Below are 24,322 nucleotides of genomic sequence, written 5' to 3'. Positions count from 1 at the left end.
GATGGCGCTCGGCCACCCGATCGGCGCCACCGGGTCGATCCTGATCGGCACCGCGCTCGACGAGCTCGAACGCTCGGGCGGACGATACGGCCTCGTCACCATGTGCGCCGCGGGGGGCATGGCGCCGGCGATCATCATCGAACGACTCTGAATTCGTCATCCTGGTGCCCGTTTGACCGCGCGAGGCATCCTGCCAGCCGACCGCCCATCGGCTGGCAGCCGCCTCCAGATAGAACATTCGAAAGGAATATGATGTGACCGGTCCCCTCAAAGGCATAAGGATCGTCGAGTTCGCCGGCCTGGGCCCTGGCCCCTTCTGCGGCATGATGCTGGCCGACCATGGCGCCAAAGTGATCCGTATCGACCGCCCCGGCGCCGCGCTCGATCCGCGCGATCCCCTGTCGCGCAACCGGACGTCGATCGTTCTCGATATGAAGAATCCCGAGGCGCTGAAGGTCGCGCGGGATCTGTGCAAGAGCGCCGACGGCCTCATCGAGGGCTACCGCCCGGGCGTCATGGAACGCCTCGGCCTTGGCCCCGACGTGCTGCTCGCCGACAATCCAAAGCTCGTTTACGGCCGCATGACCGGCTGGGGCCAGTTCGGCCCCTATGCGCAGGCCGCGGGACACGACATCAATTATATCGCGCTGTCGGGCGTGCTGCATACCGTGGGGCGTGCGGGCGAGAAACCGGTGCCGCCGGTCAATTATGTCGGCGATTTCGGCGGCGGCGGCATGATGCTCGCCTTCGGCATGGCGAGCGCGCTGCTGCACGCCGCGAGGACCGGCGAAGGCCAGGTTATCGACTGCGCGATGACCGATGGATCGGCCGTCCTCGCCGCGATGACCTGGGGCTTCTTCGGCTCCGGACGCCTGAAGGACGAACCCGGCGTCAATCTGCTCGATACCGGCGCACATTTCTACGACACCTACACCTGCTCCGACGGCAAATTCATCTCGATCGGATCGATCGAGCCGCAATTCTATGCGCTGCTGCGCGAGAAGACCGGGCTCGACAAGGATCCGGCGTTCGATGCGCAGATGGACCCGTCGCAGTGGGGACCGCTCAAGGACAAGCTCGCCGCGTTGTTCGCGACCAAAACGCGCGACGAATGGTGCGCGATCATGGAAATGACCGACGTCTGCTTCGCGCCGGTGCTCTCGCTCGCCGAGGCGCCGCAGCATCCGCACAATGTCGAGCGTGAAACCTTCCTGACCGTCGGCGGCGTCGTCCAGCCCGCTCCCGCCCCGCGCTATTCGGCGACGGTCAACGATACGCCGCGCGCGGCGCCCAAATGCGGCGCCGATGCCGAAGCCCTACTCGCAGGGCTCGGCTATGACGCGGCAGCCATCGCCGCGCTGCGCGATGGCGGCGCTGTCGCCTGACGCTTTGGGCGGCCGGACGCCGGCGCGCGTCCGGTCGCCATCCTTGGCTTGCAACACCGACCCCTGAGGCATAGCTTGCTTCGCGAACGAGGAGAGTTTTTGATGGGCGAGTTTCTGAGTGTCGAGCGGCGGGGCAAGATCGCGATCCTGACGATGATCAAGCCCGAAAGCATGAATGCGATCGGCACGCACGAGGATTGCCGGGACATCATCGACACGCTCCGCGCGCTTGGCGACGACCGCGGTGTCAGCGCGATCATCCTCACCGGCAGCGGCAAGGCCTTCAGCGCCGGCGGCAACCTCAAGGGGATGCAGGACCGCACCGGCATCGGCGTCCTCGACCAGCCCGATTCCACCCGCGCCAATTACCGCAAGGGCGTCCAGGCGGTGATCCGCGCGCTGATGGACTGCGAGGTGCCGATGATCGCCGCGGTCAACGGCCACGCAATAGGGCTCGGCTGCGACCTTGCCGGCACCTGCGACATCCGCATTGCGTCCGAGAGCGCGAAGTTCGCGTGCAGCTTCATCAAGGTCGGGATCGTTCCCGGAGACGGCGGCGCCTGGCTGCTCCAGAAGATACTCGGCTATCCGCGCGCCGCCGAACTCTTCCTGACCGGCGACCGCTTCGACGCCACTACCGCGAAGGACTATGGCCTGGTCACCGAGGTCGTGCCCGACGATCAATTGCTCGACCGCGCGATCGCAATCGCCGAACGCATCGTCTGCAACCCGCCCCGCGCGCTCCGCCTGACGAAACGCCTGCTCCGCGAGGCGCAGCACAGCCGGATGAGCGATATCCTCGAACTCAGCGCCGCCTATCAGGCGATCGTCCATGAAACCGCCGACAATCGGGAGGCGATCAACGCTTTCGTCGAAAAGAGGGAGCCGGTGTTCACAGGAGAATGACAATGTTGGCCGAGCGTGTCCTGCCCCTGTCGGGGGTTCACAATTTCCGCGACTATGGCGGCTATGCCGTCGAAGGGAACGGCCGCCTGCGCGACAATTTCCTGTGGCGGTCGGCGCACCATGAATCAGCGAGCGACGACGACCTTGCTGCGGTCGATGCGCTCGGCCTCGAAACGGTGATCGACCTGCGCGGCGACGACGAGCGCCAATTGCACCCGTGTCGGCGGTCGCCGAATTTCGCAGGACGCGTGCTGTTCGCCGGCGGCATCACCGCCGGCCTCGCGCCGCATTTGCAGGCGGCGGGCGGCGCGATCGATGCCGAGACGGCGCGCGAGCGGATGATCGACACCTACGCCGGGATGCCGTACCGGCCCGCGCTGGTCGCGACGCTGCGGCTCTATCTCGCGGCGCTGGCGGACACCGACGCGCCGAGCCTTGTCCACTGTGTCGCGGGCAAGGACCGCACCGGTTTCGCGGTGGCGATCGTCCACCGGCTGCTCGGGGTTCACGAGGACGATTTGATGCAGGATTATCTGCTCACCAACACCGCCGGCAGGATCGAGGAACGGATCGAACAGGGCGCGGCGCATATCCGGATGCGCTACGGCGCGGAGATCAAGGACGATGCGATCCGCGCGCTGATGTCTGTCAATCCCGCCTATCTCGACGCCGCGCTCGCGACCGTGCGCCGCGATCATGGCGACATCCCGACCTATGCCGAAACAGTGCTGAACCTGACGCCGGAAAAGCGCGAGGCGATGATCGACCGGCTGGTGATCTAAGGGTCCTGACCCCAACGCTTCACTCGCCCTTCACCAGCACCCCGCCCTTCACCACCGCATCGACGCTTTCGAGCTGGCGAACATCGCTCAGCGGATCGCCGTCGACCGCGATGATGTCGGCATAACGGCCCACCGCAATCGCACCGACGTCTTTTTCCCGGTCGAGCGCCTGCGCGGCGTTGCGCGTCGCGGCCTGGATAGCCTCGATCGGGGTCATTCCATATTCGACCATGACCCGGAACTGCTTGCCGACCTCGCCATGCGGCATCACGCCGGCGTCCGATCCGAACACCATCCGCACGCCAGCCTTGTGCGCCTTGCGGAAATTGTCGCGCTGGATCTGCGCAATCTCGCGGTCTTTGCGCAAATTATCCTCGAGCACGCCGTTCTTCGCGCCCTCAGCCTGCGTATATTCGGTGTTGTAGATATCCATCGAGAACCAGACGGGACGCTTGCGCGCGAGCGCCATGCGGATGCCTTCGTCATCGACAAGGCTTGCATGCTCGATCGTGTCGATCCCGGCGCCGATCGCGGCGCGGATTCCGCCCGCTCCATGCGCGTGCGCGGCGACGCGAAGACCCCATTGATGCGCCTCGTCGGCAATCGCTTTAAGTTCGGCGTCGGTCAACTGCTGCTGCCCCGGTTCGGTGTTGCGCGAAAAGACGCCGCCGGTCGCGCACACCTTGATCACCTCGGCGCCATATTTGCGCTGGCGGCGGACCTGATAGCGCAGCTCGTCGGGCGTATCGCCGATCCCCTCTTCCTTGCCGTCCTTCTTTTCGAGGCTGGGCGGCAGGAAGGTGCTGTCGCAGTGCCCGCCGGTCGCGCCGAGCGCATAGCCCGCAGGCACGATCCGCGGCCCTACCGCGTAGCCCGCGTCGATCGCTTCCTTGAGCCCGATATCGTTGCGGTTGTCCGAGCCGACGTTGCGCACGGTGGTGAAACCCGCCTCGAGCATGTCGTGCGCGTTCTTGACCGCAGTCATGCCCCAGAAGCTGTCGGTGAATTCGAGGCCGCGATAGCCGCCGATATCGGCGGGGCCGTCGAGGTGGACGTGCATATCGATCAGCCCCGGCAGCAAGGTCTTGTCGCCAAGATCGATATGCTTGACGTTCGAGCCCCAGCGGACGACGCGCGCATCGGCGATCCCGGTGATACGGCCATCGGCGCCGACAAAGATCGCGGGATGCTCGACCGTCTTGCCGGCCAGCACATCGACGTAGCGCGCGGCGGTGATCACCGTCTGGCCCGTCCCGTCCTGCGCCACTGCCGACACCGAAAGGAGGGCGGCGGAACCACAAGCGATTCCCCGCAGAAAACTGACAAACTTCACCCGCGATTGCATGTCCGACCCGCCTGTTGTTGGTGCCCGCTACCTAGATGGCAAAACCGGCGGCTGTAGGACAGCGGAAAGTGATGGCCCGCTTTCGAAGGCGATCAGACGCCCTTGCGCCCGAAGCCGCCGGGGCGCGGGGTGAAGGGGCGCAGGTCGTCGCCGAGGGCGTCGGACGCGATCGGCGGCGGGGGAGCCGCGTCGCGGCCCCGCATATAGTTGGCGAAGGCGGCATCGGGGTCGAAACCCTGCGTATCGGCCAGCTTATCGCCCGCCGCGGCGCCGGCGTCCGGCACGCGATTGGTCCCGCTGACGACGCGTAACAACTTGATGACGAGCGGCAACGCCAGCAACAGCCCGACGATCGCGAGGCCGATCACGGTCGGACCAAGGCCGATGCCGACGATCCCCTCGGCGCTGTTGCCGCCGACACCCGCGAAATACCAGAGCATCGCACCGATATAGACGATCGGGATGAGCGCGAAGACCCAACTGAACACACCGCCGATTACCCGCATCGCAGTCCCTCCCCTGCCGATGCGTGCCGGTTTAGGTCCGAATGCTTACGATTGTCTTAGGCCGCGCCGCGCGACCGCCCATGTGCCGAACAACGCGAAGGCCGCGCCGAGCATCGTGCCGCCGACGATATCGCTCGCCCAATGCACGCCGAGCATGATGCGTGAAAAGCCGTTGAGGATGATCATCCCGAACGCCAGCGTCCAAGCGAGCGCTCGCCAGCGCGGCGGTGCGAGCCATGCGAGGAGCAGATAAACCGCGGCTGCGCTCGTTGCATGGCCACTGGGATAGGAAAAACTCGTCTGATGGTCGAGATGCTCGATCAGATCGGGGCGGGTGCGGCCGAACCCGAGCTTGAGCAGGCTGGAGGCAAGGTTCGAGAGCAGCGAAGCGCCGCCAAGCGCAGCGGCGCAGCGCGGCCCGCACCAGTGCCAGACGAGCCCGCAGAGCAGAATGACGATGATCCAGCGCGGGGTGCCGCCGCCGATCCAGCTGATACCCTGCATGAGGGCGATGAACGCCGCGCTGCCTTCATCGACGCGAAGCGAAAGCGCGCGCGAGACTTGCCAGTCGGCGGCCGCCGTCCAGCCGGCCTCGACCGCAAAGCCGAGCAGGACGACCGCGAGGAGCAGCCCCGCGGCGATGATCGGCAATCGCGAATGACGGTCCAAATAATCCTCCCTGTGGTGAAGCCATGGGAAGGTGGCGGCCCCGCAGGGGCCGACGGAGGAGCCCCTCCACCACCCTGCGGGTGGCCCCCTCCCCATCGCCGCGCGACGGGGAGGATGGAAATATCAGATGTGCAGCGGCCGCCCGAACGCCGCCAGCACGCCTTCGTGCATCGTCTCACTGAGTGTCGGGTGCGGGAAGACGGTGCCGATGAAATCATCCTCGACCAGCTCGGCGGTCTTGCCGATCGTATAGCCCTGGATCAGTTCGGTAACTTCGGCGCCGATCATGTGTGCGCCGAGCAGCTCGCCGGTGTTGGCGTCGAATATGGTCTTGGTGAAACCTTCGGCCTCGCCCAAGGCAATTGCCTTGCCGTTGCCGATGAAAGGGAAGGTGCCCGCCTTGACCTCATAGCCGAGTTCCTTGGCCTTCGCCTCTGTCAGCCCGACGCTGGCGATCTGCGGACGGCAGTAGGTGCAGCCCGGGATGTTGCGCGGGTCCATCGCGTGCGGGTGATTGCCCGCGATCGCCTCCACCGCGATCACCGACTCGTGCATCGCCTTGTGCGCGAGCCACGGCGGCGCGGTGACGTCGCCGATCGCCCAGATGCCGGGGACGTTGGTGCGGCACATCGCGTCGGTGTCGATATGGCCCTTGGTGGTCTTCACGCCCAATGCTTCGAGCCCGATATTCTCGGTGTTCGGAACGATGCCGATCGCGACGATCGCGTGGCTGAATTCGGCGCTTTCGGTCTTGCCGTCCTTGGTCTTGATTTTCGCGGTGACGCCGGTCGCGGTCGCCTTCAGTTCCTCGACCCCGGCGCCGGTGTGGATCGTCATGCCCTGCTTCTTGAGCGCCTTTTCGAGGAATGCCGACACATCGGCATCCTCGACGGGGACGAGGCGGTCGAGCATTTCGACCACGGTCACCTCGGCGCCCATATCCTTGTAGAAGCTCGCGAACTCGATCCCGATCGCGCCCGATCCGATGACAAGCAATTTCTTGGGCATCTCGGGCGGGACGAGCGCGTGGCGATAGGTCCAGATGCGCTTGCCGTCGGCGGGCGCGAAGGGCAGGTCGCGCGCGCGTGCACCGGTCGCGACGATGATATTCTTGGCGGTCAGAGTTTCGGTGCCCTTCTCGCCCTTCACTTCGAGCTTGCCCGGCGCGGTCAGCTTGCCGGTGCCCATATGGACGGTGATCTTGTGCTTCTTCATCAGGAAGGCGACGCCCTGGCTGAGCTGCTTGGCTACGCCGCGCGAGCGCTTCACCACCGCATCAATGTCGGCGCTGATCTGCTGCGCGATCAGGCCGTAATCGCCCGCGTGCTGCATATAATGATAGATTTCGGCCGAACGCAGCAGCGCCTTGGTCGGGATGCAGCCCCAGTTGAGGCAGATGCCGCCCAGATTCTCGCGCTCGACGATCGCGGTTTTGAGTCCGAGCTGCGCCGCACGGATCGCCGCGACATAGCCGCCGGGGCCCGAGCCGAGGACGATGAGATCGTAATTGGTGTCAGCCATTATGGGCTCCTTCAAAAGCCCCTCTCCCCTTGCGGGAGAGGGGTTGGGGTGTGGGGACGGCGCGCGTCTGCGCGCCAGAAGAATCGATGGCGTCCAATATGCTCGCGGCGACGCCTTCTATGTTGGTCAGTATGTCGTTGTTCCAGAAGCGGAGGATACGAAAACCCTGCGCGATCAAATAGGCATCGCGCTGAGCGTCATGCGGGTTTTCGGCGTGCTGGCCGCCATCGGCTTCGACGATCAGACGGTGTTCGAAACAGATGAAGTCGGCGATGTAGAGGTCGTCGATAATCTCCTGACGTCGCCATCGGAGGCCTTGGAAACGTCCGGCACGGAGGATCGACCATAGACGGCGTTCGGCATCGGTCGGGTTCGAGCGCATCTGGCGGGCGCGTTCCAGCAGCAGCGCTTTGCGGGCGAGGACTTCGGCGAGAGTCTTGTGCGCCGCTGCCGCGGCGCGAACCCCACTCCCCAACCCCTCTCCCGCAAGGGGAGAGGGGCTTTGGCCCCTCTCTGGCATTTTACGCCACCAGCCCCAGCGGGCTCTCCACCAGTTCCTTGAAGGTCTTCATGAGCAGCGCGCCGTCGGCGCCATCGATCGCGCGGTGGTCGAAGCTGCCGGTCGCCGACATGACGGTCGCGATCGCGAGCGCGTCGTCGACCACATAAGGCCGCTTCTCGCCGGCGCCGATCGCCATGATCATGCCCTGCGGAGGGTTGATCACCGCGGTGAACTGCTTGATCCCCATCATCCCCATGTTCGAGATCGAGGCGGTGCCGCCCTGATACTCGCTGGGCTGGAGCTTGCCTTCCTTCGCCTTCGCGGCAAGCTCGGACATTTCGGTCGAGATCTTCGACATCGACTTGCCGCCCGCGTCGGTGATGATCGGGGTGATCAGGCCGCCGGGGATGCTGACCGCGACCGAAATGTCGGCGCGCTTGTAGAAGCGCATCACATCGCCGCCGAAGCTGACATTGCACTGCGGCACGCGTTCGAGCGCGACCGCGAGCGCCTTGATCAGCATGTCGTTGACGCTGAGCTTGACCCCGCGGCTTTCGAGGCTGGCGTTGAGCTCGCCGCGCAGCTTGAGCAGCGCGTCGAGGCGGATGTCGACGGTGAGGTAGATGTGCGGCGATTCCTGCATCGACTGGGTCAGGCGGCGCGCGATCGTCTTGCGCATGCCGCTGAGTTTCTCGTCCTCGTGCGGGATGCCGAAATCGGGGATCGGGCCGGCGGCTGCAGGGGCCGGCGCAGCCGCGGGAGCAGCAGCAGGCGCTGCGGCGATAGGAGCCGCCGCTGCAACTGGAGCGGCAGCACCAGCGGGAGCGCCATCGAGATCGTCCTTGACGATGCGCCCACCGGGGCCGCTGCCCTTGATCGTCGAAAGGTCGATGCCCTTCTCGGCAGCGATGCGCTTGGCGAGCGGACTCGCCTTGATGCGGTCGCCCGATGCGGCGGGAGCCGGAGCGGCTGCGGTAGGAGCCGGCGCGGGCGCTGGCGCGGGTTCGGCCTTCGCAGCGGGCGCCGGTGCGGCGGCGGGAGCAGGTGCCGGCGCGGGAGTCGCCTTGGCGCTCAACGCATCCTCGCCCTCGCCCGCGATCACCGCGATGACGGTGCCGACCTTCACATTGTCGCTGCCTTCGGCGACCAGAATCTGCGTGATCGTGCCATCGTCGATCGCCTCGAACTCCATCGTCGCCTTGTCGGTCTCGATCTCGGCGAGCAGGTCGCCCGATTTGACCGCATCCCCCTCTTTCACCAGCCATTTGGCGAGCGTCCCTTCCTCCATCGTCGGCGAAAGGGCGGGCATTTTGAGTTCGATCGGCATCGTCGCTTTTGTCCTCGATCTTACGGGCGTGAGTCTTGCAGGCGGTGCCTGCCGCTACGGATTGTTCCTCGCCATAAGACTTGCTCGGGTCAAGGTCCAGCGGGGCAACTTGCCTTTCATACGAATGTGACGCACTCTCGCCTCACAAAAAGCATAGCGAGGGGTCGGGCGATGCGGACGTATCTGGTGGTGATCGACGACAGTCCCGAGGCCAGCCTGGCGCTGCGTTTCGCGGCGCGGCGCGCGGCGCGGACGGGCGGCGGGGTCGCGGTGCTGGCGATCATCCCGCCGCAGGATTTCGTGGCGTTCGGCGGCGTCCAGGCGACGATCGAGGCCGAAGCGCGCGAACATGCCGAGCAACTCGTCGCGGCGGCATCCGATGCCGTGATGCAGGAGGGCAATATCGTCGCGCAGACGATGATCCGGTCGGGCAAGCCGGTCGAGGTCGTTCGCGATGCGATCGGCGAGAATGACGAGGTCGCGGCGCTGGTGCTGGCGACCGCAGCGAGCGGCGCGCCGGGGCCGCTGGTGACGCACTTCACCGGACAGGATGCGGGAACCCTCCCCTGCCCGGTGATGATCGTGCCCGGCGGAATCGATATCGCCCGGCTCGATGCGCTGAGTTAGGTTGCGACCGCGCGCGGCAGCGCGGCGGCGCCCTTCGCTTCCAGAAGGGCGAGATCGAGAACGACGAGCGCCTGCACCGCAACGATGACGATGCCGGGCCAACTCATCTGCCCCGCAAAGACTGCTATTACCGCGAAGCTCGCCGCGACCCAGCCGAGATTGCCGATCGCGATAAGGTTAGCGAGCGCCTTGCTCGGCGCCTTCTGGTTCGCGACGAACAGCATCAGCGCCGCCGAAGGCAGCCCGATCCAGCCCGCGACGGTCACGACGCCCGAGGGGAGGCCGAGCAGCGCGGTGACCGTCGCGGTGGCGAACACGCACAGCAGGAACAGCGCCGCGCACGTGATCGCATCGATGATGAGAATGGTCTTGAGATTGAAATGGGGCATGGGGTTCTCCTTTCGACCCCAACCGAATGAACCCCGAATTGAATGGCGTCGATTACGCGGGAGGTAATGGAAATCGGAAAAGGCCTCGGCTAGCCCGGACGACAAAGGAGAAGGCCATGCATGTCGCACCCCTCGGCGAACAGCTTCGCGAATGGCGCACCCGCCGCCGGATGAGCCAGATGGACCTCGCGCTCGACACCGAGATATCGACGCGGCACCTGAGCTTCATCGAGACGGGGCGGTCGAAACCGAGCGCCGCGATGCTACAGCGGATCGCCGACTGCCTCGAGGTGCCGCACCGCGCGCGCAATGCGCTGCTGCTCGCGGCGGGCTATGCGCCCGATTTCCAGGAACGCCCGCTCGACAGCCCCGAAATGGCCGGGATGCGGGCGATCGTCGAGCATGTGCTGAAAGGGCACGAGCCTTATCCCGCGCTTGCGGTCGACCGGCACTGGAACATGGTCACGGCGAACGACGCCATCGCGATCGTGATCGAGCAGGTATCGCCTGCGCTGCTGACGCCGCCGGTCAATGTGCTGCGGATTGCGCTGCATCCCGAGGGACTGGCGCCGCAGATCGTCAACTATGCGATGTGGCGCGCGCATATCCTGCACCGGCTCGACCTCCAGATCGAGGCGAGCGCCGACCCTCAGCTTGCCGAGCTGCGCGAAGAGCTGGCGGGCTATGCGGTCGAAGCGAACGACAATGATGCTGACGCGATCAACAGCATTGCCGTCCCGTTGGTGCTTGATACGGTCGCCGGGCGGATCAGCTTCGTGTCGACGGTGACGATCTTCGGTACGCCAGTCGACATCACGCTGTCGGAACTGGCAATCGAGGCCTTCTTTCCGGCGGATGCGGAGAGTGCGGCGTTGTTGGCTAATTTGGCTGTGCGCCAATGAGCCTCGTCATTGCGAGCGAAGCGAAGCAATCCAGGGCGGTTGACGCAAACTCCGGATTGCCGCGTCGCCTGCGGCTCCTCGCAAGGACGAAGTGAGCTACCGCTTCCGCCCTTGATGCCGGATATTCCCCGGTCGGCCTCGTTTTCCGATCATATGCTTGCCGGATTTGTCTTTCCCTTTCAGCCCGTCACGACGCGGCGGACGATTGCGAAAGCCGCCTTCGGGGGCGTGGGGAAGCTCGAAGCGCAGCGCGCCGCTGATCGGATTCGCCTCCATCAGCCGCAGGTCGATCCGCTGGCCCACCGAATAGCTCACCCGGCCATGTTCGCTGTCGAGCGTCCGCGCCGCCTCGTCGTAGAAGAAGCGTTCGCTGCCCAGCGTCGACACCGGCACCAGCCCGTCGCCGCCGAGGCCGTCGACGGTCGCAAAGAAGCCGAAGGGCTGCACCCCGGTGATCCGCGCCGACACGATCTCGCCGGTCTTGGTCGCAAGATAGGCCGCAACATAACGATCGATCGTTTCGCGCTCAGCCTCCATCGCGCGGCGTTCGAGCGCGCTGATCGCCTCGCCGATGCGCGACAAGCCCTTGCGGTCGGCCTCGCCGAGCCCGGTGCGCTCGGGCAATCCTTTCGGTTTGCCCGGCACCTCAAGGCGATAGCTGTCGACCAGCGCGCGGTGGACGATCAGGTCGGCGTAGCGGCGGATCGGCGAGGTGAAATGCGCGTAGCTACCCAGCGCGAGGCCGAAGTGGCCCGAATTGGCGGGACCGTAATAGGCCTGCGTCTGGCTGCGCAGAATCGCCTCCATCAGCTGCGGCAGGCGGTCGTCGCCCGAGAAGCCGTCGATCAGCCGGTTGAACACCGCGGGCGTGATCACCTGCCCCAGCGCGAAGCTCTGCTCGAAGGTTTCGAGATAGTCCTTCAGGCTGACGAGCTTCTCGCGGCTCGGCGGTTCGTGGATGCGGTACATCACCGGCGATTTCTTCGCCTCGAGCGCCTTCGCCGCGGCGACGTTCGCCGCGATCATATAATCCTCGATCAGCCGCATCGAATCGAGCCGCTCGCGCACCTTGATCTCGGCGATATTGCCCAACTCGTCGAGCCGCACCTGCCGTTCGGGCAGGTCGAGATCAAGCGGCGCGCGCGCGGCGCGCGCCTTGGCGAGCAAGGCCCAGCAGCCCCAGAGATTTTTGAGCGTCGGAAGCACATCGGCGTCCCAGCCTTCGTCGGGCACATCGGCATCATGGGCCGCCTGCGCACGCTCATAGGCGATATTCGCGCGCAGCCGCACCAGCGCGCGCGCGAAGCGCCATGACGTCACTTTGCCATGCTTGTCGACGGTCAAATGACACGCCATCGCGGCGCGATCCTCGCCCGCCTTCAGCGAGCAGACGCCCGCGGACAGCGTTTCGGGAAGCATCGGCACGACCTGGTCGGGGAAATAGACGCTGTTGCCGCGGCGCCGCCCCTCGCGGTCGAGCGCGCCGTCCGCGCGGACATAATAGCTGACGTCGGCAATCGCGACGATCGCCTTCCACCCGCCCTTGTTCGCCTCATCCTCGTCGGGGATCGCCCAGACGGCATCGTCATGGTCGCGCGCATCGATCGGGTCGATCGCAACGATCGGCAGGTCGCGCAGATCCTCGCGGCCGTCGGGGGTCAGCGGCAGCTTCGCCGCACGCTCGGCTTCCTCCAGCGTCTCGTCGTTGAAGACATGGGGAATTTCGTGCCGCGCGATCGCGATCATGCTGAGCGAGCGCGGCGCGAAAGGATCGCCGATCACGGCGATCACGCGCGCCTTGGTCGCCGGCCCGCGCCCCGACAGTTCGGCCCGCACGAGATCGCCGATCTGCGCCTCGCCCATGTCGGACACCGCAAAGTCGAAGCGCGCGCGCTTGTCGGCGGGGCGCAGCCAGGTGATCGGCTTGCCGCCGGGGCCGGTGTCGGCGACGAGCACGCCGATAATCGTCTCGCCGCCCGCCTGCAGCTTTTTCATCGGATGCGCGACATGGCCGCTGCCGCGCTCCTCGGTCCGCGACAGGATGCGGTCGCCGATACCGAGCGCGCCCTTGCGGCCCTTCTCCATCATGCGAAGGCGCGGCGCGGGGCCGCTACCTTCCCAGCGATCGGGTACGGCCCATATCGTGTCGCCCTCGACCGCGGCGACGCGCAGCACGGTGACCTTCGGCAGCCCGCCATGCTTGTGGAACGCCCGCCCCGGCGCCATGTCGACCAGCCCGTCGTCGGTCATGTCCTTGAGCAGCGCCTTCAGCGCGATCTTGTCGGCGCCATGGAGTCCGAAATGCTTCGCGATCTCGCGCTTGCCGACCGCACCGGGGCTGTCCTGTATGAAGCGCAGGATATGCTCGCGCGAAGGAAGGCCGGGTAGCGGCTTGGGCTTTTTCATCGAGCGCCGCCAAATTTGTTCGCACGAAGACACGAAGACACGAAGAGGCTTGGCTCGTTCAAGAGCCGCCGGATGCCGTCTTTGAAGGTGGGAGTTCCGAAGTTCATTACAAATCCGTGGGTTAAACCCATCAACCGCAAATAGGTCACAACCTGATTCGCGTGAACAGGCAATGTCGCTTCGGTCGATTTGATTTCGATCACGAGGCGATCGTCGACAAGAAGATCAAGGCGAAACGCATTCGGTATCGCTACGCCATCGTAGGTTAAATCGATCGGCAATTGCCGATCAATCTTCAAGCCCAAAGCCCCGAGCTTGGCAGCGAGCATGGTTTCATACGCCGACTCCAGCAGCCCCGGACCAATATCTTTGTGAAGCTGGAACCCCACATCGACCACGATGGAACAGAGCTGCTCGATATCCATGCTCTATCCTCTTCGTGTCTTTGTGTCTTTGTGCGAACCCTTATCTTCCGCGTCCCCGATATCAATAGGTCCGCCCGATGAGCACGCGTTCGACCGCGGGCTCGCCGGTGAAGAAGCAGGCGCCGTCGGCCGGCGCGGCGTCGAGCGGCGTGTTGCGCATCGTCAGCTTGAGTGCCTTCAACTGCTCGACGATCTTGTCCAGAGCGGCGCCTGTCGGACGCGACCATTGCACCTCGACCCAGCCGACGAATTTTTCGTCGCCGGCAAAATGGGCCTTCAGATCGGTGACGTCGCGGCGGATGTTCGAATGCAGCCTTTCCTTCGCCTCCGCATGGAGGTTCGCCTGAATTTCGGTCAGCGTCGCCACCGCACTCGCCACGAACGCGTCCTTTGCGACGAACGCCGTGTCGAGCTTGCCGCTCTCCTGATACAGCCGATCGCGGCGGATCACCGCGACATTGCCCCCCGCGACGTCGCGCGGACCGATTTCGACGATGATCGGCGCGCCCTTTTTGACCCAGCCCCAGCGCTTGGTCTGTGCCTTGTTCGCGCTCGCGTCGAGCAGCACGCGCACCGGCTCGCGAAAGGCGTCGAGCGCCTTCAGCTTCGTTTCCAGATCGCGGCAATAGTCGAGGATCGCGGCGTCCTCGTCATTGTCCCGCAGCATCGGCACGATGACGATCTGGTGCGGCGCGATACGCGGCGGACAGCGCAGGCCATCGTCGTCGCCATGCGTCATGATGACGCCGCCGATCATGCGCGTGGAGGTGCCCCAGCTCGTCGTGTGACAAAGGCTGTGGCCGCCGTCCTTGTCCTGATAGCGGATGCCCGCGGCCTCGGCGAAGCCGGTGCCGAGATAGTGCGAGGTGCCGGCCTGCAGCGCCTTGCCGTCCTGCATCATCGCCTCGATCGAATAGGTCGCGACCGCGCCGGGAAAGCGCTCGTTCTCTGGCTTCTCGCCGGCGATCACCGGCATCGCGAGGACATCCTCGGCAAAGCTGCGGTACATTTCGAGCGCGCGCAGCGTCTCGGCCATCGCGTCGTCGCGGTCGGCGTGCGCGGTATGGCCTTCCTGCCACAGGAATTCGCTGGTGCGCAGGAACATGCGCGTGCGCATTTCCCAGCGGACGACGTTGGCCCACTGGTTGACCTTGAGCGGCAGGTCGCGCCAGCTCTGGACCCAGCGGCTCATCGCATTGCCGATCACGGTTTCGGACGTGGGGCGGACGATCAGCGGTTCCTCGAGCTTCGCCTCGGGATCGGGAACGAGCTTACCCTTGCCGTCGGCGATCAGCCGGTGGTGCGTGACGACCGCCATTTCCTTTGCGAAACCATCGACATGGTCGGCTTCCTTCTCGAAGAAGCTCAGGGGGATGAAGAGCGGGAAATAGGCGTTCTGGACCCCGGCATCCTTGATCGCGGCGTCCATGACCTTCTGGATCCGTTCCCAGATGCCATATCCCCACGGCTTGATCACCATGCAGCCGCGCACGCCCGATTCCTCGGCAAGGTCGGCTTCGGCAATGACGTCCTGATACCAGGCCGCGAAGTCGGCCTGACGGGTTACGCTGAGCGCATGCTTGATCATCTGTCCTGTTTTCTAATCTGAGGGGCGAGAGAGCGGCCCCGTCGTTACTTCTTCGCGAGCTCGGCCTTGAGGTCGGCGATTTCGGCCTTGAGCGCCGCAATCTCGGCATCTTTCGATTTGCTGCCCACAGCGCCCGGCATGAAGGCGCCCGCCGCCTGCTGGAACATTTCGAGGTTCCGGCGGGTCAGCTCGGCCAATGGATTCGCCCCCAGCGCGCCTTCGAAGGCGGCGCGGACATCCTGCTGGTTCTTGCGGAACGACGCCATCGAGGCCTCGAGATACTGCGGCACCACCGACTGCATCTTGTCGCCATAGAGGCCGATCAGATGGCGGAGGAAATTGACGGGCAGCAGCGTCTCGCCCTTGGTCTCGGTATCCATAATGATCTGCGTCAGGACATTATGGGTGATATCCTCGCCGCTCTTGGCATCGACGACGCGGAAGTCGCGGCCATCGCGAACCATGGCGCCAAGATCGTCCAGCGTGATGTAGCAACTGCGTTCGGTGTCATAGAGGCGCCGGTTCGCATATTTCTTGATGGTGACGACGCCGTCATCTCCGGTCGTCTTCGATTTTGTCATGCTGACCCAGGCTCCTGTACCCCAAGGCCGGGTTCCCCCGGCCGGACTCCCGCTTTTCGCTGCGGCCATGGCAATAGCATCAAATCATGATGCGCCGCAACATGCGCGCCCGCGACCGAATCGGCGGGCGACGATGCGGTCGGCGTAAACGCCCCTCGGGACGGAGAACCCACAGCCCGCAAGCATTTTTGAGCGAAGGCGCTCGCCGCTTCGGGCGGGTCGATTGAGCCGCCTCCCGCAATTTCGTTACAATCGTTACCAATTTCAGGAACTTTTTTGACGCAATTTGCCCGCCGGCGATCAAATCATATCGCAACTGCGAAATGTCCTTTTCCTGCGGACGCCTCACCCGGTGTTGCCAAAATGACACAACGCAGGCGCTCACGTTGCATATCTGTGAAAATTCATCCCGCGGGACTTGTGTCGCCGCAATTTTCCGTCTTTCTAGACGGCAGGCCGTTCTCTTTTCAGTCTCTCAGAACGGTAAACGGGGAAACATATCATGAAAAAGACTAGCTTGCTGGTCAGGGGCTCCGCCCTGACTCTTGCATTGTTCAGCGCGATGCCTGCGTTCGCGCAGACCGATGCCGCTGCTGCGGAAGAGGGCGCCGACGAAGGCGGCACCGCCATCGTCGTCACCGGCTCGCGCATCCGCCAGCCGAACCTTGAATCGGCAAACCCGATTGCGGTCGTCACCGGTGAAGAGATTTTCCAAACCGGCGGCATCTCGGTCGGCGACCTTCTCAACGACCTGCCGCAGCTCCGCAGCACCTTCAGCCAGCAGAACTCGACCCGCTTCCTCGGTACGCGCGGTCTTAACCTGCTCGACCTTCGCGGTCTCGGCACCCAGCGCACGCTGGTTCTCGTCAACGGCCGCCGCCACGTCGGCTCGGACGTGCTGTCGAACGGCGTGTCGGTCGACACCAACACCATCCCGTCGGACCTCGTCGAGCGTATCGACATCGTGACCGGCGGCGCATCGGCCGTTTACGGTTCGGACGCCATCGCAGGTGTCGTCAACTTTGTTCTCAAGGACGACTTCGAAGGCGTCCAGGTCCGCGGCCAGGGCGGCATCTCGAAGTATAAGGACGCGGGCAACCAGTTCCTCTCGGTCACCGCAGGCCAGAACTTCGCCGAAGGGCGCGGCAACGTCGCGATCAACCTCGAATATGCGCACAGCCAGGACTTCTATGCCTCGGGCCGTCCGTATCTCGACACGAACAATGGCTTCCTCGTTATCGAAGCCGACCCCCCGGGTTCGCCTAATGGCGCGGCCGGCGGCTTTGACCGCTACTTCTTCCGCGATATCCGCTCGACGACGATCAGCCTCGGCGGCATGGTTGCGGCCTATCCGAACCCGACGCTCGCTCCCTGCGGCCGCGGCGGCGGCACGGCTTACACCTGCGCCTTCCTGTTCCAGCCCGACGGCAGCCTGGTCGCCCAGACCGGCGACCGCGCCGGCCTCGGCCCGACGGGTCCGTTCATCGGCGGCAACGGTTACACGGGCCGCGAAGGTCGCCTGATCGCGCTTTCGCCGCAGCTTCAGCGCTATTCGGCCAACCTGATCGCGCATTTCGAGGTTTCGCCGGCATTCGTTCCGTTCCTCGAAGCGAAATATGTCCGTTCGGAAGCGCAGGGTTCGCAGAGCGGTCCCTTCTTCTCGCAGGGCGCGACGCTGGGTGATCCGGGCGGCCGCGAACGCGTTCGCCTCGACAATCCGTATCTGTCTACCCAAGCACGCCAGCTCTTGACCGACACATTCCTTGCGTCGACGGTGAACCCGAACACGGGCGCGGCCTTTACCGACACGGTTGTCAACGGCGTCGTGACGGTTACTGCCGCGCAAAAGCTTGCCACACAGCGGGCGCAGATCAGCGCAGGCACCTTCCGCTTCAGCCTGCGTCGCAACTGGACCGATTTCGGCACCCGCGACGAAGAAATCACGCGTGAAACCTATCGCGCCGTGATCGGTGCGCGCGGCGAGTTCAACGACGACTGGAACTATGAAGTCTTCGTCAACTACGGCGAGCACAAGGAAAAGAACCTCATCAAGGGCAACGTCAACATTCAGCGCTACCTGCTGGGCATCGACACCACCCGCGATGCGAACGGCAACATCGTCTGCCGCTCGAAGCTCCCGGGCAACGATCCGCTGTCGTACGTGTACGGCACGCCGCTAAGCGCCGGTGACGATCCGCGCCTGGCCGCCGACGTCGCGGCCTGCGTTCCGATCAACCCGTTCGGCGAAGGTTCGGTTTCCGAGGCGGCGCGCAACTATGTGCTCGTCGACTCGCTCGCGACCGGCAAGATCACGCAGCTCAACATCGGCGGCTATGTCGCCGGCGACACGAGCGAATTCTTCAACCTGCCGGGCGGCCCCGTGGCCTTCTCGCTGGGTGCGGAATATCGCCGCGAAACGCTGAAGTATGACCTCGACGACCTCACGCAGGAAGGTTACGCCTTCTACAACGCGATCCCGAGCTTTGACTCGCCCGCGTTCGAAGTGAAGGAAGTCTATGGCGAAATCCAGCTTCCGCTGCTGCGCGACGAAACGCTTGCCCATGAACTGACGCTGCGTGCCAATGGCCGTATCTCGGATTATAAGGGCGGCGCCGGCACCACCTACACCTATGGTGGTGAAATCATGTGGAAGCCGATCGAAGACATCGGGTTCCGCGGCACCTATGCCCGCGCGGTCCGTGCTCCGAACCTCGCCGACCTCTACTCGGCGCAGGGTCAGAACTTCGCTCCGGGCTTCGGCGACCCTTGCTCGGCGGTCAACCTGGCTACCGGTTCGGCGAACCGTCTCGCCAATTGTACGGCCGCAGGCCGTCCGGCTGGCTATGACTATCGTTACAGCTCGTCGCTCGAAATCCTGAGCGGTGGTAACGAAAACCTGAAGGCGGAGAAGTCGGACTCGTACACCGTTGGTGTGCTGCTGCAGCCGCGGTTCATCCCCGGTCTGTCGCTGTCGGCCGACTATTACACCATCACGGTCGACGACGTGATCACCGCGCCTTCGGCGCAGCAGATCGCGAACGCCTGTTACGACCTGCCGGACATCAACAACAACCCGTTCTGCTCGCTCTTCCAGCGCGCCGGTGCGGGTGGCGGTCCCCGTGGTGAAATTCCGTTCCAGATTCTCGAGGGCTCGCTGATCCAGATCAGCCAGAACTATGCGAAGCTGAAGGCGCGCGGTATCGATGCGCAGCTCGACTATCGCTACACCGACGGCGACTGGACGTTCAACTTCGGCGGGCTTTACACGCGCGTTCTGCAGCGTGACGAGTTCCTGAACCCGGCTGATCCGAGCTTCAAGAACCGCATTCTCGGCGAGCTCGGCGACCCGAAGAACCAGGTCAACGTCAACCTGAGCGCCAAGTACAAGAATGTCACCTTCGGCTATCAGTTCCGTTGGATCGACAAGATGTACCTGAACACCTACGAGGACTTTAACGGGCTCAACGGCCTTCCGCCGCAGAACCTCGACTATGCCTCGGTTCAGAAATATCCGTCGGTGGCCTATGTCGACATTCGCGCCGCGGTTGATGTCTCGGAAGGCTTCAACTTCTACGCCGGTATCGACAACCTGTTCAACCGCAAGCCTCCGTACGGTCTGACCGGCGTTGGCGGCGGCAGCGGTATCTACGACAACCGCGGCCAGTATTTCTACGCTGGCGTCGTGGCCAAGTTCTGATCGGACTTGACGTCGAAAAAGGGAGGGTCGGACGCTTGTCCGGCCCTCTTTTTTTGTGCCCGATCCTTCGGTAGGAGGCGACATGGTCGCTCCAGCCTCCCTCTCCGTCCGCGCGCGCCATCTGCTCGAAGCGGGCGACACGGCGGACGCTATCGAGCTGGTGTCCGGCGCCGCGCGGCGCGGCGATGGCGAAGCGCTCAACGAACTCGGCCTTTGGCATGTCTATGGACAGCCTTTGCAGCGCGACTTTGCCCGGGCGCGGCTGTTTTTCGGTCACGCCGGTCGCGCGGGGTACAAGCCCGCGATGACGACTTATGCCGTCTTCGTCGCGCTTGGCGCCGGCGGCGAGCCGCGGTGGAAGGAAGCCCTCGGGTTGCTCGAAGCCGCCGCGCCCGACGACGTAAGGGCGGCACGGCAGATCGAGCTGTTGCGCGCGATGGATATTGACGGCGACGGTCGGCCGCGATCCCTGCCTGCGGAGGAAAGGCTGGCACGATCGCCGATCGCGGCCCGGCGAAGCAGGCTATTCTCGCCCGCGGAATGCGCGCACGTTATCGACCTTGCGAAACCGCTTCTCGCACCCTCGGTCGTTGTCGATTCCCGGACCGGCCGGCAAAGCCCCAATCCGGTCCGCACCTCGTTCAACGCCGTTCTGGGTCCGATCCAGCAGGATCTGGTCCTCCATGCGCTCAACCTGCGCCTCGCCGCCGCCACCGGCACCGACGTCGAGGCCGGCGAGCCGTTGATCGTCCTCCGCTACGAACCCGGACAGCAATATCGCGAGCATCATGATTGCCTGCCCGGCGAAGCCAACCAGCGCGTCCGCACGGCGATCGTCTATCTGAACGAGGATTATCAGGGCGGCGAAACAAGCTTTCCGGCAGCAGGTCTCGACATCAAGGGACGCACGGGCGACATGCTCACCTTTGTGAACACGCGCCCCGACGGCCAGGTCGATCTGGCCAGCCGCCACATCGGGCAGGCCGTCACCAAGGGGACGAAGTGGATCTGCACACGCTGGATCCGGCGCGCTCGCTTCGACCCTTGGGGGCTTCGCACGCCTTCGCCGCTGATCCGGTAGCGGGCGTCACTCCCAGACGCGCGCGAACCGCGCGCCGAGCCCGGTCAGCAGCTCATATTGCGACAGCCCGCTTTGCGCCGCGACCGACGGCAGGTCATAGTCGATCGTCAGCCAGTCGCCTTCGGCGGCGTCCGGGGCTCCGCTCGCGTCGAAGGCGGTCAGATCCATCGAGACGCGCCCGATCAGGGGCAACGCCTGCCCTTCCCGCGTCGCCCCGCCGATCCCGGCATGGCAACGCAGATAACCGTCGGCATAGCCCATATTGGCGATGACCACGGGGGTGTCGCGCTGCGCGGTCCAGGTTGCGCCATAGCCCACGGTTTCGCCAGCGCGCGCCACGCGGCGCTGGATGATGCGCGCCTCGGGATAGGCGACCTGCCGGATATGCCCGTCGGCGGAGGCGCGAGGTATTCCGCCGTAAAGCGCCAGCCCGGGCCGCGTCAGATCGAAGCCATAGTCGGGTCCAAGGCAGATGCCCGCACTGTTCGCCAAACTGTAACGCCGCGCCGGAACCTGCGCGCAGACCGCACGAAAGGCGGCAAGCTGGCGGGCATTCTGCTCGCTGTCCTCATCGGCCGACGCCAGATGGCTGAGCAATGTCTCGATTGCCAGGCCTTCGAGCGCGCCACTCGCGGCCTCCTCGGGGCGCAGGCCAAGCCGGTTCATGCCGGTATCGACCATCACGTCGCATGGCCGCCCCTCGCCGCCCTCGCGCCAGCGCCGGACCTGTTCGACGCTGCACAGCACCGGACGCGCCGGAAGCGTGCGGGCGGCGACCATATCGCTCGCGCCGACGCCGTGAAGGACCGACAGCGCCACGTCGTCGGGAAGCGGCATCAGCGCCGCCGCCTCGCTCCAGTTCGCGACGAAGAAGTCGCGGCATCCGGCGGCGGCGAGGTGGCGCATCACCTCGCGCGCGCCAAGGCCGTATCCGTTCGCCTTGATCGCCGCGCCGCACGCCTTGCCCCCTTGCGCCGCCAGCCAGCGCCAGTTGGAGACGAGCGCGGCGGAATCGAGGCGGAGACGCAGCGGCGATGCAATATCGATCATGCCCAAGCCCCTAGACGGCTTTACCGGCAGCGCCAATGGGTCAGGCGGCATCGCCCGCGGCAGATGCCGGCTTGTCCCACTCCCCCTCGACGGGCTCCTTCAGCAGGAAGGCGGAGACGAGGAACGCGACGAGCACCACGACCCAGGTGTACCACAGCCCGGCATAGGCATTGCCCGTCTTGGCGACGATAAAGCTCGCGATCAGCGGCAGGAAACCGCCGAAATAGCCGGTGCCGAGGTGATAGGGGATCGACAGCGACGAATAGCGGACATGCGGCGGAAACACTTCGGACAACAGCGCCGCGACGGGACCATAGGTGAAGCCCGACAGCGCGCTGAGCCCCAGCAGGGCGACGAGGATGACGGCCATGCCGAACGGCGCCGGAATCTGCTTGTCGAAGTTATAGCCCATCGCCTCGAGCGCGGGTTTGAGCAACGCGGGATCTTCGCTCGCGACCTCGCGGTCGCCGATCGTCACCTTGACGCTGTCGAAGCCCGCTTCGCTCGACACGACCTGGTAGGGAACACCGAGCTTGGTGAGTTCGCCGAGCGTCTTGCCGCATGCCGTTTCCTGCTCCTGCGCGAAGGGGTCGAAGCTGCATTTCGACCCGGTCACGACGACGGGCGCCTTTTCCGCCGCCACGGTCAGCGCCGGGTTGCCCACGCTGCCCATCAGCCAGAAGAGCGGGAAGAGCAGCACCAGCGTCGCGGCATAGCCCCAGACGATCGGCTTCTTGCGTCCGACACGATCCGAAATCCGCCCCGCCCAGATAAAGAATCCCATACCGAGCGCCGCTGCAATCCCGACGATGATTTCGGCGGCCGTATCCTCGACCTTCATCGGCCCTTTGAGGAAAGACAGGCCGGAGAACATCGCGGTGTACCAGATCACCGTCAGACCGGCAGCGATGCCGAACAGCGCAACGAAGATGCGCTTCGGATTGCCGGGGTATGTAAAGCTTTCCTTCAGCGGATTTTGCGCGATCTCGCCCTCGGCCTTCATCGCCTGGAACACCGGGCTTTCGGACAGCTTGAGCCGCATCCAGAGCGAGATCGCGAGCAGGATCAGCGACAGCAGGAACGGCACGCGCCAGCCCCAGCTTTCCCACACGGCATCCGACATCATCGCCTTGCAGCCGAGAACGACGATCAGGCTCAGCACAAAGCCGCCAACGACGCTCGCCTGAATGAAGCTGGTGTAAAAGCCGCGCTTTTCGGGCGGCGAATGTTCGGCGACATAGACCGCCGCGCCGCCATATTCGCCGCCGAGCGCGAGACCCTGCAGAATACGGAGCAGCAGCACGATGATCGGCGCAGCGATTCCGATCGTCGCCGCCGACGGGATCATGCCCACCCCCGCGGTCGCGATACCCATCAGCGTGACGGTCACGAGGAAGGTATATTTGCGTCCGAGCCGGTCGCCGAGAAAGCCGAACAGCACCGCGCCGAGCGGACGGAAACCGAAACCGACCGCGAACCCGGCCCAGACGAGCAGGATTTCGAGCGTCGCATTATCGCTGGGGAAAAAGGCCTTGCCGATAATCGCCGCCAGCGTGCCGTAGATGAAGAAATCATACCATTCGAAGATCGTCCCCGCCGACGAGGCGGCGATGACCATGCGGATATCCTTCGCGGTCGGCTGGTAGGCGGCGGCTTCACTCATGCGCGGACATTTCCCCCAAATGCGTCTTTGTATGCGCCCGTCATAGCCGCTGTTCGGCCTTGCACAAGCGCCTGCGTCGGCGCAGCATCGGGACATGACGCAATTCATCGACCTCTCGATCCCGATCACCAACCATGTCGTCTCCGACCCGCCGGTGATGCGCCCGCAGATCACCTATATGACCCACGAGAATACGTGGGAGCAGATCGCGATGTTCTTCCCCGGACTGACCAGGGACGATCTGCCCGATGGCGAAGGCTGGGCGGTCGAGAGCCTGACGCTGAGCACGCACAACGGCACGCATATGGATGCGCCATGGCATTTTCATTCGACGACCGACGCGGGCGCCAGCGCCGCGCCGAGCATCGACGAGGCGCCGCTCGACCTCTTCTTCCGCCCCGGCGTGAAGCTCGATTTTTCGGATAGGCCCGCGGGCCATGTCGTCAGCGGCGCCGAAGTCGAAGCCGAGCTGGCGCGGATCGGGCACGAGCTTCGGCCGCTCGACATCGTCCTCGTCCAGTCGGGCGCACTTTATGGCACCGATAATTTCACCGATCAGGGCTGCGGCATGGGCGCCGAGGCGACGCTGTATCTGACGACGCGGGGCGTTAAGGTCGTCGGCACCGACGCATGGAGCTGGGACGCGCCGTTCAGCCACACGGCCAGGCGCTGGGCCGAAACGCGCGACCCTTCGATCATCTGGGAAGGCCACAAGGCGGGGCGGATCAAGCCCTATTACCAGATCGAGAAACTGGCCAACCTCGCCGCCCTGCCCCCGACCGGCTGGACGCTGAGCTGCTTTCCGGTGAAGATCGAGCGCGCCAGCGCAGGCTGGATCCGCGCGGTCGCGCTGATCGAGGATTGAACGCGGGTTATTGTGTGTCCGTTGTCGACCGGTTGCGGACATAAGATCCTCCCCGCTTGCGGGGAGGGGGACCGCCGAAGGCGGTGGAGGGGGCTGGCGTCCTGA

21 protein-coding genes and 1 pseudogene are annotated in these 24,322 nt (G+C 64.9%); 9 read left to right on the top strand and 13 right to left on the bottom strand.

What is annotated here, in order from left to right; genetic code table 11:
- The 4 genes and pseudogenes from J1N50_RS00110 to J1N50_RS00095 all read left to right on the top strand — a co-directional run.
- Positions 1-151 (top strand): annotated as a pseudogene (locus tag J1N50_RS00110) (acetyl-CoA C-acyltransferase); the annotation flags it as partial.
- Between the two features lie 103 nt (positions 152-254).
- Entirely contained in the window at positions 255-1,385 is a 1,131-nt protein-coding gene (locus J1N50_RS00105; protein WP_215348783.1) for a CaiB/BaiF CoA transferase family protein, read from the top strand.
- 102 nt (positions 1,386-1,487) lie between these two features.
- Entirely contained in the window at positions 1,488-2,291 is an 804-nt protein-coding gene (locus J1N50_RS00100) for a crotonase/enoyl-CoA hydratase family protein (RefSeq protein ID WP_215348779.1), read from the top strand.
- Between the two features lie 2 nt (positions 2,292-2,293).
- Entirely contained in the window at positions 2,294-3,073 is a 780-nt protein-coding gene (locus J1N50_RS00095) for a tyrosine-protein phosphatase (protein WP_215348776.1), read from the top strand.
- A gap of 19 nt (positions 3,074-3,092) precedes the next feature.
- Here the strand turns inward: J1N50_RS00095 and J1N50_RS00090 are convergent, their stop codons facing one another.
- The 6 genes from J1N50_RS00090 to J1N50_RS00065 all read right to left on the bottom strand — a co-directional run bounded on the left by J1N50_RS00090 (position 3,093) and on the right by J1N50_RS00065 (position 8,943).
- Positions 3,093-4,418 (bottom strand): Xaa-Pro dipeptidase, encoded by a 1,326-nt coding sequence (locus J1N50_RS00090; protein WP_215348772.1) that lies wholly within the window; start codon positions 4,416-4,418, stop codon positions 3,093-3,095.
- 92 nt (positions 4,419-4,510) lie between these two features.
- A complete protein-coding gene (locus J1N50_RS00085; RefSeq protein ID WP_215348769.1) occupies positions 4,511-4,924 on the bottom strand; it encodes a hypothetical protein in 414 nt (137 codons plus the stop codon).
- Positions 4,925-4,969: 45 nt separating this feature from the next.
- Positions 4,970-5,593, bottom strand: a complete 624-nt coding sequence (locus J1N50_RS00080; RefSeq protein WP_215348765.1) for a phosphatase PAP2 family protein — start codon at positions 5,591-5,593, stop codon at positions 4,970-4,972.
- Positions 5,594-5,716: 123 nt separating this feature from the next.
- A complete protein-coding gene (lpdA, locus tag J1N50_RS00075; RefSeq protein WP_215348762.1) occupies positions 5,717-7,114 on the bottom strand; it encodes a dihydrolipoyl dehydrogenase in 1,398 nt (465 codons plus the stop codon).
- A complete protein-coding gene (locus J1N50_RS00070) occupies positions 7,107-7,589 on the bottom strand; it encodes an endonuclease domain-containing protein (RefSeq protein ID WP_246552830.1) in 483 nt (160 codons plus the stop codon). The genes lpdA and J1N50_RS00070 overlap by 8 nt, the downstream gene beginning before the upstream one ends.
- 46 nt (positions 7,590-7,635) lie before the next feature.
- Positions 7,636-8,943, bottom strand: coding sequence for a pyruvate dehydrogenase complex dihydrolipoamide acetyltransferase (locus tag J1N50_RS00065; RefSeq protein WP_215348759.1), 1,308 nt, complete (start codon positions 8,941-8,943; stop codon positions 7,636-7,638).
- 171 nt (positions 8,944-9,114) lie between these two features.
- On the opposite strand from J1N50_RS00065, the gene J1N50_RS00060 reads away from it, so the two are divergent.
- Complete coding sequence (locus J1N50_RS00060; RefSeq protein WP_215348755.1) at positions 9,115-9,570, top strand: universal stress protein; 456 nt, start codon at positions 9,115-9,117, stop codon at positions 9,568-9,570.
- Here J1N50_RS00060 and J1N50_RS00055 read toward each other — a convergent pair.
- On the bottom strand, positions 9,567-9,959 hold the full coding sequence (locus J1N50_RS00055) for a hypothetical protein (protein ID WP_215348752.1): 393 nt from the start codon (positions 9,957-9,959) through the stop codon (positions 9,567-9,569). The genes J1N50_RS00060 and J1N50_RS00055 overlap by 4 nt on opposite strands.
- Before the next feature lie 116 nt (positions 9,960-10,075).
- On the opposite strand from J1N50_RS00055, the gene J1N50_RS00050 reads away from it, so the two are divergent.
- The gene (locus J1N50_RS00050) at positions 10,076-10,861 is read left to right on the top strand and encodes a helix-turn-helix domain-containing protein (RefSeq protein ID WP_215348749.1); all 786 of its coding nucleotides are present in this window, start codon (positions 10,076-10,078) and stop codon (positions 10,859-10,861) included.
- 96 nt (positions 10,862-10,957) lie between these two features.
- On the opposite strand, the gene J1N50_RS00045 is transcribed toward J1N50_RS00050, so the two are convergent.
- The 4 genes from J1N50_RS00045 to phaR form a co-directional block, all read right to left on the bottom strand.
- Positions 10,958-13,267: a ribonuclease R family protein gene (locus J1N50_RS00045; RefSeq protein ID WP_215348745.1), complete on the bottom strand. Its 2,310-nt coding sequence runs from the start codon at positions 13,265-13,267 to the stop codon at positions 10,958-10,960.
- On the bottom strand, positions 13,264-13,692 hold the full coding sequence (locus J1N50_RS00040) for a GxxExxY protein (protein WP_215348741.1): 429 nt from the start codon (positions 13,690-13,692) through the stop codon (positions 13,264-13,266). The genes J1N50_RS00045 and J1N50_RS00040 overlap by 4 nt, the downstream gene beginning before the upstream one ends.
- A gap of 61 nt (positions 13,693-13,753) precedes the next feature.
- Complete coding sequence (proS, locus tag J1N50_RS00035; RefSeq protein ID WP_215348738.1) at positions 13,754-15,280, bottom strand: proline--tRNA ligase; 1,527 nt, start codon at positions 15,278-15,280, stop codon at positions 13,754-13,756.
- Between the two features lie 44 nt (positions 15,281-15,324).
- Positions 15,325-15,861 carry a polyhydroxyalkanoate synthesis repressor PhaR gene (phaR, locus tag J1N50_RS00030; protein ID WP_215348735.1) on the bottom strand — a complete coding sequence of 179 codons (537 nt, stop codon included), beginning with the start codon at positions 15,859-15,861 and terminating at the stop codon, positions 15,325-15,327.
- A 502-nt stretch (positions 15,862-16,363) separates the two neighbouring features.
- Here phaR and J1N50_RS00025 point away from each other — a divergent pair.
- Positions 16,364-19,558: a TonB-dependent receptor domain-containing protein gene (locus J1N50_RS00025; protein ID WP_215348732.1), complete on the top strand. Its 3,195-nt coding sequence runs from the start codon at positions 16,364-16,366 to the stop codon at positions 19,556-19,558.
- Positions 19,559-19,640: 82 nt separating this feature from the next.
- Positions 19,641-20,639, top strand: coding sequence for a 2OG-Fe(II) oxygenase (locus tag J1N50_RS00020; protein ID WP_215348729.1), 999 nt, complete (start codon positions 19,641-19,643; stop codon positions 20,637-20,639).
- Between the two features lie 6 nt (positions 20,640-20,645).
- Here the strand turns inward: J1N50_RS00020 and alr are convergent, their stop codons facing one another.
- Positions 20,646-21,689 (bottom strand): alanine racemase, encoded by a 1,044-nt coding sequence (alr, locus tag J1N50_RS00015; RefSeq protein WP_215348726.1) that lies wholly within the window; start codon positions 21,687-21,689, stop codon positions 20,646-20,648.
- 40 nt (positions 21,690-21,729) lie between these two features.
- On the bottom strand, positions 21,730-23,352 hold the full coding sequence (locus J1N50_RS00010) for an MFS transporter (protein ID WP_215348722.1): 1,623 nt from the start codon (positions 23,350-23,352) through the stop codon (positions 21,730-21,732).
- Positions 23,353-23,446: 94 nt separating this feature from the next.
- On the opposite strand from J1N50_RS00010, the gene J1N50_RS00005 reads away from it, so the two are divergent.
- Complete coding sequence (locus J1N50_RS00005) at positions 23,447-24,217, top strand: cyclase family protein (protein WP_215348719.1); 771 nt, start codon at positions 23,447-23,449, stop codon at positions 24,215-24,217.
- The last annotated feature ends 105 nt before the right edge of the window (positions 24,218-24,322 follow it).

This window comes from Sphingopyxis soli, from assembly GCF_018682675.1.
Classification (GTDB): domain Bacteria; phylum Pseudomonadota; class Alphaproteobacteria; order Sphingomonadales; family Sphingomonadaceae; genus Sphingopyxis; species Sphingopyxis soli.
This window is presented reverse-complemented; position numbering and strand designations above follow the sequence as displayed.